The organism is Ruminococcus sp. OA3 (genome assembly GCF_022440845.1).
In the GTDB taxonomy this organism is placed as follows: Bacteria; Bacillota; Clostridia; order Lachnospirales; family Lachnospiraceae; genus Ruminococcus_G.
In genome coordinates this window covers 1932069-1948997 of record NZ_JAKNTO010000001.1, presented here as the reverse complement: position 1 = coordinate 1948997, position 16929 = coordinate 1932069, and the positions used below count along the sequence as shown (strand labels likewise).

Annotated in this window: 15 protein-coding genes; 3 read left to right on the top strand and 12 right to left on the bottom strand. The window is 45.6% G+C overall.

Annotation, left to right across the window (positions count from 1 at the left end; genetic code table 11):
• Positions 1-112 precede the first annotated feature (112 nt).
• Together MCG98_RS08855 and MCG98_RS08850 are read left to right on the top strand one after the other, a co-directional pair.
• Entirely contained in the window at positions 113-970 is an 858-nt protein-coding gene (locus tag MCG98_RS08855; RefSeq protein ID WP_240301639.1) for an AraC family transcriptional regulator, read from the top strand.
• A gap of 91 nt (positions 971-1061) precedes the next feature.
• Positions 1062-1919 (top strand): AraC family transcriptional regulator, encoded by an 858-nt coding sequence (locus MCG98_RS08850; protein WP_240301638.1) that lies wholly within the window; start codon positions 1062-1064, stop codon positions 1917-1919.
• A 65-nt stretch (positions 1920-1984) separates the two neighbouring features.
• On the opposite strand, the gene MCG98_RS08845 is transcribed toward MCG98_RS08850, so the two are convergent.
• From MCG98_RS08845 to MCG98_RS08830, 4 genes are all read right to left on the bottom strand, one after another.
• On the bottom strand, positions 1985-3022 hold the full coding sequence (locus MCG98_RS08845; RefSeq protein ID WP_240301637.1) for a sugar ABC transporter substrate-binding protein: 1038 nt from the start codon (positions 3020-3022) through the stop codon (positions 1985-1987).
• 66 nt (positions 3023-3088) lie between these two features.
• Positions 3089-4051, bottom strand: a complete 963-nt coding sequence (locus MCG98_RS08840) for an ABC transporter permease (RefSeq protein WP_240301636.1) — start codon at positions 4049-4051, stop codon at positions 3089-3091.
• On the bottom strand, positions 4048-5574 hold the full coding sequence (locus MCG98_RS08835) for a sugar ABC transporter ATP-binding protein (RefSeq protein ID WP_240301635.1): 1527 nt from the start codon (positions 5572-5574) through the stop codon (positions 4048-4050). The genes MCG98_RS08840 and MCG98_RS08835 overlap by 4 nt, the downstream gene beginning before the upstream one ends.
• A gap of 24 nt (positions 5575-5598) precedes the next feature.
• Positions 5599-6696: a uroporphyrinogen decarboxylase family protein gene (locus MCG98_RS08830; RefSeq protein WP_240301634.1), complete on the bottom strand. Its 1098-nt coding sequence runs from the start codon at positions 6694-6696 to the stop codon at positions 5599-5601.
• Positions 6697-7374: 678 nt separating this feature from the next.
• Between MCG98_RS08830 and MCG98_RS08820 the strand changes: the two genes are divergently transcribed.
• Positions 7375-7602, top strand: coding sequence for a hypothetical protein (locus tag MCG98_RS08820; RefSeq protein WP_240301632.1), 228 nt, complete (start codon positions 7375-7377; stop codon positions 7600-7602).
• 195 nt (positions 7603-7797) lie between these two features.
• Here MCG98_RS08820 and MCG98_RS08815 read toward each other — a convergent pair whose 3' ends face one another.
• The 8 genes from MCG98_RS08815 to MCG98_RS08780 form a co-directional block, all read right to left on the bottom strand.
• Positions 7798-8934 (bottom strand): Gfo/Idh/MocA family oxidoreductase, encoded by a 1137-nt coding sequence (locus MCG98_RS08815; RefSeq protein WP_240301631.1) that lies wholly within the window; start codon positions 8932-8934, stop codon positions 7798-7800.
• 18 nt (positions 8935-8952) lie between these two features.
• Entirely contained in the window at positions 8953-9972 is a 1020-nt protein-coding gene (gene iolG, locus MCG98_RS08810) for an inositol 2-dehydrogenase (protein WP_240301630.1), read from the bottom strand.
• A 233-nt stretch (positions 9973-10205) separates the two neighbouring features.
• Positions 10206-10748: a rubrerythrin gene (gene rbr, locus MCG98_RS08805; RefSeq protein WP_240301629.1), complete on the bottom strand. Its 543-nt coding sequence runs from the start codon at positions 10746-10748 to the stop codon at positions 10206-10208.
• A gap of 65 nt (positions 10749-10813) precedes the next feature.
• Positions 10814-11458, bottom strand: a complete 645-nt coding sequence (locus MCG98_RS08800; protein WP_240301628.1) for a flavin reductase — start codon at positions 11456-11458, stop codon at positions 10814-10816.
• Positions 11459-11655: 197 nt separating this feature from the next.
• Positions 11656-11886, bottom strand: a complete 231-nt coding sequence (locus MCG98_RS08795) for an acyl carrier protein (RefSeq protein WP_028527464.1) — start codon at positions 11884-11886, stop codon at positions 11656-11658.
• Between the two features lie 13 nt (positions 11887-11899).
• Entirely contained in the window at positions 11900-13546 is a 1647-nt protein-coding gene (locus tag MCG98_RS08790; protein ID WP_240301627.1) for an AMP-binding protein, read from the bottom strand.
• 3 nt (positions 13547-13549) lie between these two features.
• On the bottom strand, positions 13550-15040 hold the full coding sequence (locus tag MCG98_RS08785) for an HD domain-containing response regulator (protein WP_240301626.1): 1491 nt from the start codon (positions 15038-15040) through the stop codon (positions 13550-13552).
• Positions 15027-16913, bottom strand: a complete 1887-nt coding sequence (locus MCG98_RS08780) for a histidine kinase N-terminal 7TM domain-containing protein (protein WP_240301625.1) — start codon at positions 16911-16913, stop codon at positions 15027-15029. The genes MCG98_RS08785 and MCG98_RS08780 overlap by 14 nt, the downstream gene beginning before the upstream one ends.
• Positions 16914-16929: the final 16 nt, after the last annotated feature.

The following is a 16929-nucleotide window of genomic DNA, read 5'->3' as shown; positions in this document are numbered from 1 at the left end:
TATAGAAGAAAGTGCACGTATATTCAATCATATTGCTGTGATATTCATCCCCCATTACATTTTGCATTTTCTTTTTATCTGTGCTATCTTTAGATTGAGGAGGAAATTCATCATGAGAATACCAGCGCGCGGCCTGGAGCCCGGAGTTCTTCCAAGTTCCAGGAATTTTTTCTTCGCATCGCCACTTACCGAACAGGAATGCAATCTGTTCTATTATATTCCCTGGTGCGGTCATTTTATCTGTACGGAAAAATATTTTCATAAACGTGATTACTTTCCTTACTGTTTATTGATGTATGTACAGCAGGGATTGTTTCATATCGAATATCGTGGAAAGGTCTTTGATGCCCAGGCAGGAGACGTTATTTTACTGGATCTGACAGAACCACATTTTTATTCTGCCTATGACGGTCTTGAATTTTTGTATTTTTGCTTTAATGGTTCCAATTCCCATGAACTATGTCAGTATTACCTGAAAAACGACGGGCCTTTGATCCGTACCGATAAAAATTTTCTGATTCGCAACTATCTCGCTAACACGATTGCTTTTTATGATACAAACCCTTACGAAAGCATACCGGATACATCCATGCGGGTCTATAAATGTATCAACCTGCTGTTTACTCAAGAACATGAGTATTCTATTTCCAGTGATAATGCAATCGAACACGCACTCCGCCATATTCATGAAAACATTCATAAGAAATTGACACTGCAGGAGCTTGCTGGTCTGGTGCATTTGAACCCCTGCTATTTTTCACACCTGTTCAAACGAAAGACTGGTCTTTCTCCCATCGAATACGTGATCAATGTCCGCATGAATCAGGCGAAACTGATGTTGATAACAACCGATAAAACAATCATCGACATCGCCTACGAGGTAGGATATTCCAGCGGTGCCAGTTTTACCAATGTTTTCACGGACAGAATCGGCTGTTCACCAAGGCAGTTTCGAAAGCTTATGCGCTAAGCGTTTATTCGCTTATTTATTACAAGGAATTATGCTATCTTTGAGTTACATAAATAATTAATCATTATAAGGTGGTTTAAAAGGTGATATTATGAGAATACCAGCGCGCGGCCTGGAGCCCGGAGTTCTTCCCCAGTCCAAAAACTTTTTCTTTGCCTCTCCGCTCACCGAGCAGGAATGCAGATTATTTTATTATATTCCCTGGTGCGGCCATTTTTTCTGCACGGAAAAATATTATCACAAGAGGGATCAGTATCCCTATTGCATTTTAATGTACATTCAACAGGGTTTATTTCACATTGAATACCGCGGCATTACGTTTGACGCACAGGCCGGGGATGTTATTTTGCTGGATTTATCAGAACCTCACTGCTATTCCGCTTACGACGGACTGGAATTTCTGTACCTGCATTTCAGCGGAGCCAATGCCCGCGAGCTATGCCAGTATTATCTGAGCAAGTCACCGCCCCTGATCCGTTCCAAGAAGAATCAGCTGATTCGGAATTTTCTTGTGAATACGATTGCATTTTACGACATGAATAAGTATGAAAGTATCATTGATACTTCAATGCGCGTGTACAAATGTATTCAGCTGCTGTTTGCCAATGATGAGATGTATGCCTCAGAAAACAACGCCTCTGTGGAAACAGCTCTCCTTTATATTCATGAGCATATGACGGAAAAGCTGTCACTTCAGGATCTCGCTGACCTGCTGCATTTAAGTCCTTATTATTTCTCTCATCTGTTCAAAAAAGAAACCGGATTATCTCCGATTGAGTATGTGATCAATGTGCGGATGAACCAGGCCAAGCTTCTTCTGATCACGACTAATAAGTCAGTATCTGACATTGCTTTTGAAGTCGGATATTTGAGCGGCGCCAGCTTCACTAATGTCTTTACCGATAAGATCGGTTGTTCACCGAAGCAATTTCGGAAACTTATGCAATAGGCATACAAGCCGGGAATACTGGCAACGTACTCCCGGCCCTGCCGGCCTTTTTTACAGTTCTGATATTATTCCAGAGTATCCACATTATCAGGTGTGATAACCTGTACTTCCGTGTATACATTCTCTTCCACCGTCTCGCCTTTTACAAGCGAGAGTGCCGTATCAAATGCCAGCGCAGCCCATTCCTGCGTAGGATAACGCAGCGTCGCACACAGCTTGCCGTCTTTGATGGCCTGTACATCATCCGCCTCGCAGTCAAAGTCATAGACATCAATTTTGTCTGCCATGCCCATATCCTCAATTGCCTGAATGGCTCCCATACCCATGGTGCTGCTGACCGCCCAGACGATGGAAATGTCCGGATTTGCCGTCAGGATATTCTGCATAACATCGTATGCCTGGTTCTTATCCCAGTCAGCCGGCTGTGATGCCACAACTTCAAATTCATCCGTAAGAGCCGACTTAAACCCTTCCACGCGTTCTGTTGATGCCACGATTCCAGACATTCCCTCGATGATAGCGACTTTTCCCGGTTCGGAATTCTCAACACAGTATTCTCCCACCTGCTTTGCTGCCTCCGTAGAGTTCAATCCTACGTAAGAATCAATATGTCCTCCCAGCGCTTCCAGGTCATCCATATCAACCGTATCATTGAACAATACAACCGGTATTCCCGCATCATTCGCTTTTTTAATGGAAGAATTCAGCGCTGCGTTGTCGGAACAATCGATAATGATTGCATCCACGCCTTTGATAATACTGTCTTCCATCAGCTGTACTTCTCCCTCGATATCAGCCTGACCACCGGCCGGTGCCAGATAGTTGATATTCACCCCGAGCTCACTGGCTCTCGCCTCCGCACCTTCTTTGGCATCCGTAAAGAACTGATTTTCCAGAGATTTCACAATAAACGCTATGGTGATATCTCCGTCGTCTTTAGCTACCGCTTCCTCTTCTGCCGCATCATTGCTGCTGCCTGTGCCGGTGCTTTTGGTGTCAGCGTCCGCCTTGCCTCCGGAAGTTTCGCTCGACTCCTGGCCTCCGCATCCGGCCATTGATACCAACATTCCCATCGCCAATAAAACCCCCAATACTTTTTTCATCCTTTCCTCTCCTTTCATTTTACTTTCACACTGTTCTATCACTAACGGTCTCCAGCCGTTTCATGATCACTGTTTTCTCTTACTTCCGATCGCCTTGTTCTTAAACGTGTCAACCAGTACTGCCACAATCACGATGATACCGGTCACTACCTGCTGCAGATAGGATGAGACGTTTAACAGGTTTAATCCGTTTTTAATGACGCCGATGATCATGGCGCCCATCAATGTCCCCCAGATGCTTCCCACACCGCCGGTGAGACTGATACCTCCGATGACACTGGATGCGACGGCATCGAGCTCATATCCTTCCCCCGCTGTCGGAACTGCAGAGTTCAGTTTTGCCGTCATGACAATGGCAGCGATCGCAGCGGTGACACCCGACAATACATATGCCAGTATCTTATAACGATCCACATTGACACCGGACAGTCTGGTCGCCTCCTCATTTCCGCCGATGGAATAGATGAATCTTCCAAACTTCCGATACCGCAGCAGATAGAAAACCAATATGTACAGGGCGATCATCAGCACGATCTGAACCGGTATCGTTGTACCGGGAACTGTGGCAACGCCTATGCTCCTGAAAAACGGCTTGAATCCGCTGACGGTTCTGCCCTGTGCGATCGTCAGATCAAGGCCTCTGGCCACCTGCATAATTCCCAGAGTTGCAATCATCGGCTGAAGCTTGCATTTTGCGATCAGAAAACCGTTGACCGCTCCGCACACTGCACCGATGAGGATTCCGGCAGCGATCGCAAGTCCTGAATTCATATTTCCTTCCACCATCATCTTCGCCATCACGATGCCGGACAGTGCAATGATAGAACCAACAGACAGGTCAATGCCTCCTGTCAGGATGACCACGGTCATACCAATGGCGACAATCGCATTTACCGTTACCTGCTGCATCACATTGATGAGATTCGCCGACTTTAAAAATGCGGGCGACAGAATGGACAGTACAATCAGCAGCACGAGCAGTACGATGAATGTCGCAATATTATTCATGTTGACCTTGAACTTCTTCATTTCGTTTCTCCCTCCTTCATGCCGGCAGCCGAGCCTGTCGCATACTTGATGATGTCTTCTTCCGTCACCCCACGTATCTCCTCCGTTCCAATACAGCCGGTGATCTTCCCTTCATGCATCACATAGAGACGGTCGCTGATGCCCATACATTCGGTCAGCTCTGATGACACCATGATCACTGCCTTGCCCTCCTGTTTTAATGCGTTCATGATCTTATAGATTTCCACCTTGGATCCGACATCGATTCCCCTTGTCGGCTCGTCAAAGATGATAACAGACGACTCTGAATTCAGCCATTTTGCAATAACCACCTTCTGCTGATTGCCGCCGCTTAAGTTTTTTACCACCTGTCTGAGGGAAGGTGTTTTTACATTGACCCGCTCCACCAGCTCCTGATTATTCTTTATCTCCCGCTTCCGGCTAATCCCAAACCCATTCATGATCTTCGGCAGGTTGGTGATTGAGATATTTTCATTTAAGTCGAAATCAAGAATCAGTCCCTGATGCTTCCTGTCTTCTGTGAGAAGCGCGATTCCGCAGCTCTTTGCCTGCCGGCAGCTGTGTATCCTTTTTTTCTGTCCGTCAACGTAGATCTCTCCGCCGTCGATGGGGTCTGCTCCGAATACCGCACGCATCAGCTCCGTTCTTCCCGCTCCCATCAGACCGTAGAATCCGGTGATCTCTCCGGCTCTTGCGTAAAACGACAGGTCCTTTAACACATTTCCCTGACTGAATGACTTTACTTCCAGGCGTTTTTCGCCGGGCGCCATCTCGATTCTGGGATAATAATCCTGAAGCTCACGCCCGACCATCAAAGTAATGATCTCTTCAATCGAAGTCTCTTCCCGCTTTTTCGTAGTGATATATTTTCCGTCACGGAATATGGTGATCCTGTCACTGATCTTCATGATCTCTTCCATCCTGTGCGAAATGTAGACGATCGCCACATCTTTTTTCTTCAGCTCGTCTATGATCGCAAACAGATTGTCAACTTCTTTTTCTGTCAGCGCAGAAGTCGGTTCATCCATGATAATGATGTCAGACTCAAAGGACAACGCCTTTGCGATCTCTACCATCTGCATCTGTCCAACACTCAATGTGCTGACAAGTGCTTTTTCTGAAATGTCCGCACCTATGGAATCCAGAAGGTCTCTCGCCCCCCTCATCATCCTTTTCCAGTCCACGTTTCCCGCTTTCGTAACCGGGCGCTGTGACATGAAAATATTTTCAGCCACCGACAGGTTCCTGAGAAGGTTCATTTCCTGGAAGATCATGCTGATTCCCCGTTTTTTCTGTTCCTGAATATCACGGCATGTAATTTCTTCTCCCTTGTAGACGACCTTGCCGGAATAGTCGGTATTGATGCCGGCAAGGATTTTCATGATGGTTGATTTCCCGGCTCCATTTTCCCCCAGCAGAACGTGCACTTCTCCCCGGTCCAGATCAAACCGTGCATGATCCAGCGCCAATACTCCGGGAAACTGGATGGAGATATCTTCCATTTCCAAAATACGTTTCTGCATTCCACTCTCATCTCCTTTTTTGGTCTATGCCTCTCCTCTTGCTTCTTTTACCGCTTTCATAAAGGCCAGTACATTTTCCACCGGCACATTATTCATAACCTCCTGCGACGGCGCAATGATCAGACCGCCGTCTTTTCCCAGAACATCAATCGTCCGGAGTGTTTCATTATACACATTTTCCGCGGTATCAAACGTCAGAAGCTGCTGCGTATCCACACCTCCGTAGAATGTCAGGTCTTTGCCAAACTCATTTTTCAGGTACTGGATATCCATACAGGTCTGTACCGGCTCCAGCACATCCAGCCCCGCATCAATCAGATGCGGAATAAATGGTGTGATCTTACCGCAGGAATGCATCTGTACCGGAAGCCCCGCATCCTTGAATACGCGGAAGACTTTCCGTATCCTCGGCAGGAAGTAATTGACAAACATCTCCTCCGACACGAAGGTACTGATCTGGGTACCCAGATCATCGCCGTAATGTCCGATCGGGAAGCCGCGCTTCACTGTCTCTCTGGCGATCTCCACTTTATATTCGCAGATCACATCCATCAGATAACACGCTTTCTCCGGTTCCACTGCCAGCAGATACATGAACTGCTCGATCTCCGTCAGCTGATACGCCTTCTCCCAGATTCCATTGTAACCGCTTAGTTCTACCAGAAAATCATCGCCGTATTTCTTTAAATCCTCTTCAGCGATTGAAAACAGCATATCCATATCTGAAATGTCAGGAGCCCTGTAATCATAAATCAGCGAGTCATCGTCGTCGCATCCCTGCAGCGGATGACAGTAATTAAAATAGCCTCCGTCATTGACGTTGTACTGCATTCCCCAGAGGTCATAGATCATGCCCTCCTCGCCCGGCACATCCAGATAACGCCCGGCATCCCTGGCCGCTTTCATCCTGTGTGGATCCAGTTTATCGATCTGAACGATATCATCCAGCACTCCCGTGAATTTGATATGGTTGCCCAGAAACACATCCACTTCCTCCTCTGTCAGTCCCAGGTATCCGGCAACCTCCATTTTTTTTGCTCTGGATGCAAAGGTACACTGGCTCGGCAGATACGTTGTGTTTTTTTTGCTGATGACGTCCAGCACTAACTGTGATTTTGTCATGTTTTTGTCTCCTTTCTCACTCTTCATAGAATTTTCTGCGGCAAGCGCATTGATATTTCCCAAATATTTATTATATTTAGTTGGTTTTTTTTAAATACTTATTTTATTTTTTTGATTTTTTATATTTTATCACTTACTGTCCGAAAACGACCATACACATTTTTGCTTTAAACTTCATCTATATTGCTGTATGGCGGACGATTACACTGTAAAGCCTAAGATACCTCCTGCAAAGAACAGGGACTTCTTCATTTCGGTTTGACCAGAATCTATTTGATTATAGTCATTATTTTTATATGCCTTTCATGAATCTGCCTGGAAATCATTATTTAGGTTCAGAATACTCCGCAACGGAAGCACGTATCTTCTATGAAATATATGAAAACGAAGGATGTAATGCAGCTCATATTGCACAGATTATGAATATAGACAAGAGTTATTTAAGCCGCATTATCAAGAACCACGAAAAACAAGGGTATATTCAGAGAAGGCGTTCCGATGTGGATGGGCGTTCATATTCGTTGTTTTTGACAATGAAAGGTAAAGAAAGAACAAAAGAGTTTATAAGCGAGTCAGACTAAGAAATCGAACATACTCTTCAAGAACTGTCTGACGAAGATGAATTGCATTTGATAAATGCAATAGACACAATTCTGAAAGTGCTGAGGAAAGAGTAAGGTGGAAATCCGTAATGAAAATTTTGTTCTTGAAGATGAAGACAAACGAGAAATAGAAAACATAGAGCCATATATTGAAAACGGCGGACAAATCTTTTTTGCACTAAATGATGATGAACAGGTGATGGCGTGCTGCATGATTGCGCCCCGTGAAGATGGTGATTGGGAAATTATGAAATTTGCAGCGAAAGGAATATACACCGGAACGGGGCGGGCAGCGCTTGCCTAAAAGCCTGTATTGCTTATGCTAAAGAAAAACAGTTAAAAAAAATAATCTTTGAGTTATATTTAAATTAAGGTGCACAAACTCAGGGAAGATTCCACTGACAGGAGGCTTTCCCTGTTTTTTATCAGTACATAGAACAAAGGTGCCACTCAATCATGAAATATCATGATTTTGCGGCACCCTCCGGCTCCTGATCTCTCAGACTTCTACCCACACATTCCCGTTTCCATTGCTCTCCACACAGGCTTTCACAAACCGAAGTCCTTTCACGCCATCCTCTACCGTTGGATACGTATAAGTTTCCGGCTCCCTTTCCTCCAGACGTGCGATCAGATGTTCACAGAACGCATGGTACAGATTTCCAAACGCCTCAAAATATCCTTCCGGATGCCCTGCAGCGATACGACTGATACGGCGGCTTTCCGGATACATATAATCCCTGTTCGCTGACATGATCTGTGTTGGCTGATTAACCCTGGTATATTTCAGAATTCCGGGATTTTCATGACACCATTCCAGGGAGCCCTTCGTTCCGAAGACACGGATCTTCACACCGCACTCGTAACCGGCTGCAATCTGAGAGGCCCAGAGCGTACCTGTAATCTGGTCTCCGAAGTCCAGCATGACTGTCGTATTGGTTTCCAGCAAAAGATCTCTCGGATAAGTGTCAAAACGTGCCAGCACACGTTTGATCTCAAGCCCCGTCATCTGCACGATAAGCTGTTCCAGATGTGTTCCGATATCTGCCGTACACAGAGACTCTCCGGAAATCTCCGGATCCAGACGCCACATGGCCTGGTCAGAATTTTCACTGTTAAAAGCCGAAATCACCCAGTCCTGAGGATATTCTGTTACCACATGCAGAATGTCTCCGATCTCACCGTTCTTAATCATCTCTCTCGCCTGTCGGATCACTCCATATGCCGTATATGTATATGTCAGGCCAAATAGCATATTGCGCTCTTTCGCAATCCTCTCAAGCTCCATTCCCTGCTCCAGATTAAAGGCAAGCGGCTTATCACACATCACATGGATGCCGTGCTCCATAAAGCATTTTGCGATCTCATAATGACTGACATTTGGTGTCGTGATCGCTACAAACTGGATACCATCTTCCCGTTTTGACTCGCACTCTGCCATTTCTCTGTAATCTTTGTAAATTCTGTCCTCATCATAGATGTGCCACTTTCTCCCCGTTGCCAGATTTTTTTCCTGATTTCTGGAAAAGCAGCCGCATTTCAGTACTGCCATATCATCCATCAGTGCTCCCTGCCGATGTACATTCCCGATAAAAGATCCAAGTGCCCCTCCAACAATACCAAATCTAAGTTCCATCTCATTTCTCCTTTTCTGTCACACTGTGATTCTCTCAACCTTTTCCATTTTTCCGCTTTTTGCAGACTTCGCCGCAGCCTCCGCGATCAGCACGGACTGCAGTCCGTCGAATCCGGACACCACAGGCTGTGTGCGCTCCAGCACCGCCCGCACAAACTCGCGAAGTTCCGTAAAATAAGCGCCCTCATAACGTTCAATGAAATGCCACGGCAGCTTATCCCCGCAGGAGCCGACATTATTATAATAGACAACATTAGATTCCGGTTCATTGCTGTCCATCAGGCATCCTTTTGATCCCAGTATTTCAATGCGCTGGTCATGTCCAAATCCGGAACGTCTGCTGTTGTCAATTACACCGATTGCCCCATTCTCAAATTTCAGAGTTACGATAGCACTGTCAACATCCCCATATTCTGCAATCTCCGGCTTGCACAGGGCTGCGCCTGCGGCAAATACTTCAGTCACTTCACTGCCCACAACAAAACGTGCCATATCAAAATCGTGTATCATCATGTCCACATAAATCCCACCGGAATCCTTAATATAATTCACCGGAGGCAGATCAGGATCACGTGACGTGATCTTGAGCATCTCAACCTCTCCAACCCTGCCTTCAGCAACCATTTTCTGAAGCTTTCCGTGATTTCTGTCAAAGCGCCTCATAAAGCCCACCTGAAGGATAACTCCTGCGTTTTGTACTGCCCGCAGCGCTTCTAAAATACGGTCAACATTGTGATCGATCGGCTTCTCGCAGAAAATATCTTTTCCTGCATTTGCTGCACGGATGATAAAGTCGGAATGTGTTTCCGTAATAGAACAGATAATCACAGCATCAATTTCCGGATCTGCAAACACATCTTCCGGATCTTTTGAGCACTTCGGCACCCCCATCTCTTTCATTTCCTGCTCCAGGGCTTCCGTCAGAAATGGATCAACCCCCATGACCACCTCAAACTCTTTCATTGTCAGGATATTTCTCGCATGCATCTTTCCAATGCGGCCCAGTCCCAGGATACCTACACGTATCTTTTTTGCCATTTTAGTCCTCCTGTCATTATATTCGTTTCTGCTGTTGTGAGTACATGTACTGCACACTCTAACTATACCTGTATTTTCAGGCAATGTAAATAATCATTCTTTCTCATTTTTTTATCATTCTTGCTTATTATTTTAGCCGCCGGATCTGTCCGTTTTCAGACAAAAAAAACCATATGCAGGAATTTCTGCCAGCATATGGCCTTCGTTTTCATATAACAGTTTATCAGTGCAGATTAATAATTTTCGGCTTTTAATTGGAAATAGGCCTTCGGGTGAGCACATACGGGGCACACATCCGGGGCTTCTTTTCCAAAATGGATATGTCCGCAGTTGGAACAGTGCCACATCTTATCCCCGTCTCTTGAGAACACAATACCTCCGTCGATATTGGCAAGAAGTTTGCGATATCTTTCCTCATGCTCTTTTTCAACGGCCGCCACACCTTCAAACAGAGCAGCGATCTGATCGAATCCCTCTTCTTTTGCCTCTTTTGCAAATGTCGCATACATATCGGTCCATTCGTAGTTCTCTCCTGCTGCTGCATCCTTCAGGTTCTCTGTTGTTGGTCCTACTTTACCGCCATGAAGCAGTTTAAACCAGATTTTTGCATGCTCTTTTTCGTTATTTGCGGTCTCTTCAAAGATTGATGCAATCTGTACATAGCCGTCCTTTTTAGCCTGTGATGCATAGTATCTGTACTTGTTGGTCGCCTGTGATTCACCTGCAAATGCTGTCTGAAGATTTGCCTCAGTTTTACTTCCTTTTAAATCAGCCATAATATGTAATACTCCTTTCATATGTTAAAAATCTACCGGTGCGGGTTTAAAACCGCACCAGCTTTTTATGTTACCTTTTTAAATTTATCTGCCCCGACTTTGCATACCGGACATATATAATCTTCCGGCAGACTTTCACCCTCATAGATATAACCGCAGACTTCGCAGACATATCTGGATACCTGCTTTTCTTCGGACTTCTGCTCGTTTTCCTGCAGATAGGTCGGTGCATTCTTCGGACTCTTTCCTTTGATCACATTGTGGTAATATGCATAAGACATCGCCTGACGTCCCTCTCCCAGAGTATCTGCATCCACAACTTCCCCAAGGAATACCGTGTGAGTTGACGTCTCCATCTTGTCGATCACTTTACAGACAACATAGCCGCAGGAATCTGAAACAACCGGGGCTCCTTCTTTCATCTCGTGCGAAATATCCTGAAACTTATCGGTGTCCTTGCCGGAACGAAATCCAAAAGTCCCGATAATAGAAGATTCCGAATCCTCCGCCAGAATTGAAAACGAGAAAACTCCGCTTTTTTCTATACACTGCTGTGTATAATTGTCATGGTTCATGCTGACTGCAACTGTCGCCGGAGATGATGTGATCTGCATCACGCTGTTGGCAATACATCCTGTTGGACGGTCCCCGTCCATTGTTCCAACGACGTAAACACCATAGGACATATCCCTGAAAATATTAGTATTCAATTTTATTTCTCCTCTTTTTAAACACATCTTAATTTTTTTGCTTTAAATTTCCGACATCCATAGTATACCATTTTATTCCACTTAAAGCAATGTCTTTTTCTTATCTTTCCACAGTTCTTTAAATTTATGCGATATTTTTATAACAAAATGAGCTGTACCGTCTTGTGGCAGTTCCACAGACAGTACAGCCCTTCTGATCAGATTTCTGTCAGTCCGCGCCGCTGCATATAAGCGATCACATCTTTTACCTGATGAAGCTGCCAGACATCTCTGTTCGGTATCTCAGTGTCAAAATAATCCTCAAACGCGCAGACAATATTCATAATGTCAAAAGAATTCAGTCCCAGATCCTGCACGAAGTCGGTATCATATGTAAGTTTATCCTTCCCCGTGACCTGAAACACGATATTTCTTATAAATTCCAGCATCTTTACTCACCCCTTAAACCAGATGCCTCTTAATTTTCTGAGACGCAGTTTTGGAAAATTCCTGCTCACGGATATTTACCATCTGTATCTGTTGATAAAGAGGAAGCTGTGCATTGATTTTATTGATCTCTTCCTGAAGCTGTTCCAATATCTCATACGATGAAAGCCCTTCCGCTCTGGCTGGTTCCGGATAGATACTGGCTGCCAGCTTTACATCATCTGCCGAAGCACCGCTGACGGCTCCATAGACCAGCACATCCTTTACCAGCGGTATATTTCCGATTTTCTCCTCCAGCTTCTCAGGAGATACTTTCTTCCCGTTTTTAAACACTACCAGGTTTTTCTTACGCCCTGTGATATACAGGAAACCTTCTTTATCCAGATATCCGAGGTCTCCCGTTTTAAACCATTCACCTTCCATGACCTCATCTGTAAGTTCCTGAGATTTATAGTAACCGTTCATAACGCCCACTCCGCTTACCCATATCTCCTCATCCATGATCTTTACGTCTGTCTCCGGAAGAACATAGCCGACAGAGTCCAGTTGATAGGAATGATTGCTGTTGACCGATACCAGCGGTGAACACTCTGTGATCCCGTATCCCTGCAGGACGGTAACACCCAGCAGCTGAAATTCTTCCGCTATCTCTTTACTCAGATGTGCACCTCCGCAGATGATAATATGCAGACTCCCCACACACTTTTCACGTATTTCCTCCAGTATCTTATTCTGTTTCGTAATTCCAAGTTTTCTGCAGATTCCCTGCATTTTCATCAGCTTCTTCAACCCTTTGGCTTTTCCCTCTTTTTCCGCATTCAGCCATAGCTGGTTGTGAATAGCCTCCACCATCAGGGGAACGGTCAGCATAGAATCAGGCCGCGAGAGGTGAAGGTCCCTCATTGCAGTCTTCAGATTACCATTGATGAACAGGTGTGCTCCGCGCACCAGTGTTGCCAGCACCGCACATGTCATTCCATACGTATGATAAAACGGAAGAGAGGTAAAGACACGTTCTTCCGCAGATACGTATACGCTCGACGAACTGGCATTGTGAAGAATTGCCTGATGGCTGAGCATCACCGGTTTTGATATGCTGGTTGTTCCTGATGTAAACACAATCGCTGCTGTCTGGCGGGGTGTAATCTCGGAGTACTTTCCCTCCGGAAGTTTCATCCCCTCCTGACATAACTGCAGTACATTCTCAGTCTGATCACGGCGCTTGTCACTGAGCAGTACAAACAGTCTGATTTTAGACTTTTCTTTCGGCATGGCTTCACAGATCGGCATACACGGCTCTGATGCAAAAACGGCTTCGACATCGGCCATCTCAAGCATCTGCCAGATACTCTCATCCGACTGTTCAGCATCGATGCAGACAGCGGTTCCGCCACAGGATGCAGCTGCCAGATACGTTACAATCCAACTGTAATTATTTTCTCCAACGATCGCAATATGACCGCCCGCAAGTCCTCTGTCACACAGCACGTTTCGCAGCGCAAGCACATCGAGTGTCAGCTCTCTGAATGTTTTATTTTTTTCTTCCTGTTTCCTGGTAAACCATGTTACAGCCGGAAGTTCGCTGAAATTCTCCGCTATGCCGGTTATAAACGCGTCAAAAGTATCATAATACGTTCTTTCATTTAAAGGGAATTTTTTCATATTTTATAACCTCTCCTCCTTAACTGCATACATGTCAAAAAATTTGTCCTGTCCACATTCCTCACATAGCTGTAAAAATGCTTCCACTACCTCTGGTGCAAACTGAGTTCCGCTGCCCTTTTTCAATTCTTCTATCGCCTGCCCCAATGTCATATTGCTTCGGTACTGCCGATGCGATGTCATCGCGTCAAATGAATCAGCCACTGCGATGATCTTCGATTCATCCGGAATCTCATCTCCTTTCAGACCGTCCGGATATCCCTTTCCGTCTATGCGTTCATGATGTGCATGCACGATGGGGACAATATCTGAAAACAGCGTGATAGCGGCAAGGATTTTCGCTCCTTTGTCAGAATGCTTTTTAATATCCGCATATTCTTCAAAACTGAGCTTTTCAGGCTTCAGCAAAATGCGGTCTGAAATTCCAACCTTACCAATATCATGGAACAGTCCTGCCAACTTGACCCGCTCAATAAATTTTTTATCTTTTCCCATCTGTCGTGCAAGCGCCTCTGCAAGGCAGGACACCCGGTCTGAATGACCTCTTGTATAAATATCCCGCTCATCAACGATCGTCCGCATCGCACCGATAATCTCCATATAACTCTCATTCAGCTGCGCATACGCCCTTGTCAGTTCCTTATTCTGTTCACTGACCAGCAAATGAAGCTGATTGTTATGAAGAGCAGAAGAAATCTGACGTGCAAATATTTCCATCAGCTGCACCTGCACATATTCCGTTTTATTTTTAAGGCCAATCCCCAGAATGCCAATTGCCTGATGCTTCTCATTTTCAATCGCTGCGAGCAGATATTCTCCTTTCTGCAATGTCAGTTTTTCACCAAACTCTGCATCCCGGATGATTTCTGTGATCTCTGCATCTGAGATTGTTCCTGTTGTTTTCTGTATGTTTCCCTCTACGACTCTGTACGGCATTTCATTTAGAACAATAAAACTGCTCTCAGCCTGAAAAATCCGCATTGCGGCTTCCAGAATACTGCCGAACACAGACTGTGTGGCATCCAGATCGTAAATCTGCGGAAGTACATCCATCATCAGTGAAAGCCCGTTTTTATAGTTCTGTATCGTTCTCATCTGCAGAATGGATTTAACACAGGATTCCACCAGAAGTTCCAGCTGATCGAAACGGTCACTTTTTTCATAATACCCCTGAATTTCAAGTTCACGTATCGTCTTAAGCGGAGGCGCCATGCTTTTGTGCCCCGTCAGAAGAATGATGTAAATATCCCGGTTAAATGACCTGATCTGTTCCACAACCTGATCCCCGCAGACAGGAGACATAAGAAAATCCAGCAGAAGAATATCATACTCCCCGTCCCTTACCCTTTCTATCGCACGGTACGGATCGTTTTCCACATCCACATCATACCCTGAGCGTTGAAAATAAGCCTGCAGAGTAGATGTCATGATCGCATCGTCGTCAAGCGTTAAAATTGAAATGTTTTTATGTACGGTGCCTCTACTGCGCCTCATGTTTCATGCCTCCTTTTGTACCTTCATCATTGCTGTCTTCCGTCATATCAAACGGTATTGTAAATCCAACGACCGCCCCGCCTCCCGTATTGTCTTCTACCCAGACGGAACCGCCGAATTTCCCCCGGACCACCGCATCCGATATATACAGCCCAAGCCCGGTCCCATGAGCCCCTTTGCTTGTCACCATCTCTTTAAACAGCCGTTTTCTGACTCCCGGTGCGAATCCGGGGCCGGTATCCTTTACAAATATTTTCAGCCGTTCTTTATCCGCATCCACTCCAATTGTGATATCACCACCGCCAACCTGTTTCTGCGCATACACAGCATTGGACAACAGATTATTCAGCACTTGCACCAGATTGTTGATATCTCCACGGATCGTGTATGCTCTGCCGCCATTCTCGAACACCACCCGGCAGTTGCTGGACGTCAGCTCATGCCGCATCAGCAGCATGCTTCTCTTGATCAGATCTTCCGTCGTAAACGATGCCTCATCAGATGCATTGACACTGGCCGCCTGTCCTTTTATGGCTGTGATGATATCAGACATATAGGAGGAAGACTCCCTCATTTTGTCAAACCACTCTGACATCTCGTTGTAGATCTCCCTGTAGTCCTCCTCAGTTACACCTGGATCATCCAGACTCTCCACACACTCCTCGACCAGCGTTTCCACTGCCGATATACATCCAGAAATACTCATGATGGGGGTTTTCAGGTTATGTGCCAGTCCCCCGATCATCTGTCCCAGAGAGGCCAGTCGTTCCTGTTCCATCATTCTCGCCTGGCTGTCCTGCACTTGCTGCATACTTTTTTTCAGCTGAGTGACATCTTTAAAAATTGCAACAAACCCGGACAGTTTGTCCTTGATATGCAGCGCAGTCACATCAACGACATAATAGATCTTATGCACCCCCGAATCACGTTTTACCGTCATTGCCTGTTCATAAGAAATGTTGGACCCTCCGTTCCTGCATGATTCAATGGCTGTCATCAGATTGTAAATGGCCGTCTTCTTAAAAACATCTTCCTCTTTCACACAGTCACTCAGATAGCTGTTTTCAACGATCCCGTAGCGTGATGCCAGAATACGTTCAAACGGCTGGTTATAGCTGATGACCACACCTTTGTCACTCAGCACGAGATAGCAGTCGGATATCCAGTCAAGTACCCTCTGTGCGGCAATTGGTTTAATATCCAGTATGTGCAGCTGGTATATGGCAATCCCGTTCAGCACGATGGTCGGTATAAAGCTGAGGGGAGTTGCGGCAATCGACGCGTTCGATGTTGTCGTTGCAAAAATGCTTACAATCAGCGGACACGCGCATCCGCATGAGAACATCAGGCACTGCATCAGATACAGTCTGCTGCGGTTGCGGAATGCAAAATTGATCATGAATACCAGAGATACAACCTGACACATCCAGCTGTAAAGTCCTGTAACCACAATATACGGGCCGAAGACGATCTCACTGCGTATCACGGAAAACACCTGGTACTGCAGGTGATGGATCGGATTGGTACACACGATGATACTGGTAATCACCGGTACGGCAAACAGCCACCAGGCGCTCCTGGGCATCTGTTCCCATCCTTTTACAAAGATCAGTGCAATGCACAGGCAAAACACGGGCATAAAAGCGCCCATAATATTCGTCCACGCATCCCAGAATATAAGCGCCGGTTCATTATCCGGGCTCGTCATCTTCATGCCTATCAGTGCAATCACACACAGACCGTAAGAGCCAGCCAGCATCAGATAAAATTTATGGATCAGCTGAAGGTTTTTCACCTTGTAGCTCCATATGAAGAATATGATAATGGCTATCAGAGCCGTTATGAAAATTGTCGCTGAAAAATCTGATATCATGACCTCCACCCCTCAT

Excerpts from the sequence above, each read along its gene's own strand:
- MCG98_RS08830 (WP_240301634.1), bottom strand. The coding sequence starts at position 6,696 with ATGACAAAATCACAGTTAGTGCTGGACGTCATCAGCAAAAAAAACACA.
- MCG98_RS08855 (WP_240301639.1), top strand. The coding sequence starts at position 113 with ATGAGAATACCAGCGCGCGGCCTGGAGCCCGGAGTTCTTCCAAGTTCC.
- rbr (WP_240301629.1), bottom strand. The coding sequence starts at position 10,748 with ATGGCTGATTTAAAAGGAAGTAAAACTGAGGCAAATCTTCAGACAGCA.
- MCG98_RS08795 (WP_028527464.1), bottom strand. The coding sequence starts at position 11,886 with ATGCTGGAATTTATAAGAAATATCGTGTTTCAGGTCACGGGGAAGGAT.
- MCG98_RS08780 (WP_240301625.1), bottom strand. The coding sequence starts at position 16,913 with ATGATATCAGATTTTTCAGCGACAATTTTCATAACGGCTCTGATAGCC.
- MCG98_RS08845 (WP_240301637.1), bottom strand. The coding sequence starts at position 3,022 with ATGAAAAAAGTATTGGGGGTTTTATTGGCGATGGGAATGTTGGTATCA.
- MCG98_RS08850 (WP_240301638.1), top strand. The coding sequence starts at position 1,062 with ATGAGAATACCAGCGCGCGGCCTGGAGCCCGGAGTTCTTCCCCAGTCC.
- MCG98_RS08785 (WP_240301626.1), bottom strand. The coding sequence starts at position 15,040 with ATGAGGCGCAGTAGAGGCACCGTACATAAAAACATTTCAATTTTAACG.
- MCG98_RS08835 (WP_240301635.1), bottom strand. The coding sequence starts at position 5,574 with ATGCAGAAACGTATTTTGGAAATGGAAGATATCTCCATCCAGTTTCCC.
- MCG98_RS08840 (WP_240301636.1), bottom strand. The coding sequence starts at position 4,051 with ATGAAGAAGTTCAAGGTCAACATGAATAATATTGCGACATTCATCGTA.
- MCG98_RS08815 (WP_240301631.1), bottom strand. The coding sequence starts at position 8,934 with ATGGAACTTAGATTTGGTATTGTTGGAGGGGCACTTGGATCTTTTATC.
- iolG (WP_240301630.1), bottom strand. The coding sequence starts at position 9,972 with ATGGCAAAAAAGATACGTGTAGGTATCCTGGGACTGGGCCGCATTGGA.
- MCG98_RS08790 (WP_240301627.1), bottom strand. The coding sequence starts at position 13,546 with ATGAAAAAATTCCCTTTAAATGAAAGAACGTATTATGATACTTTTGAC.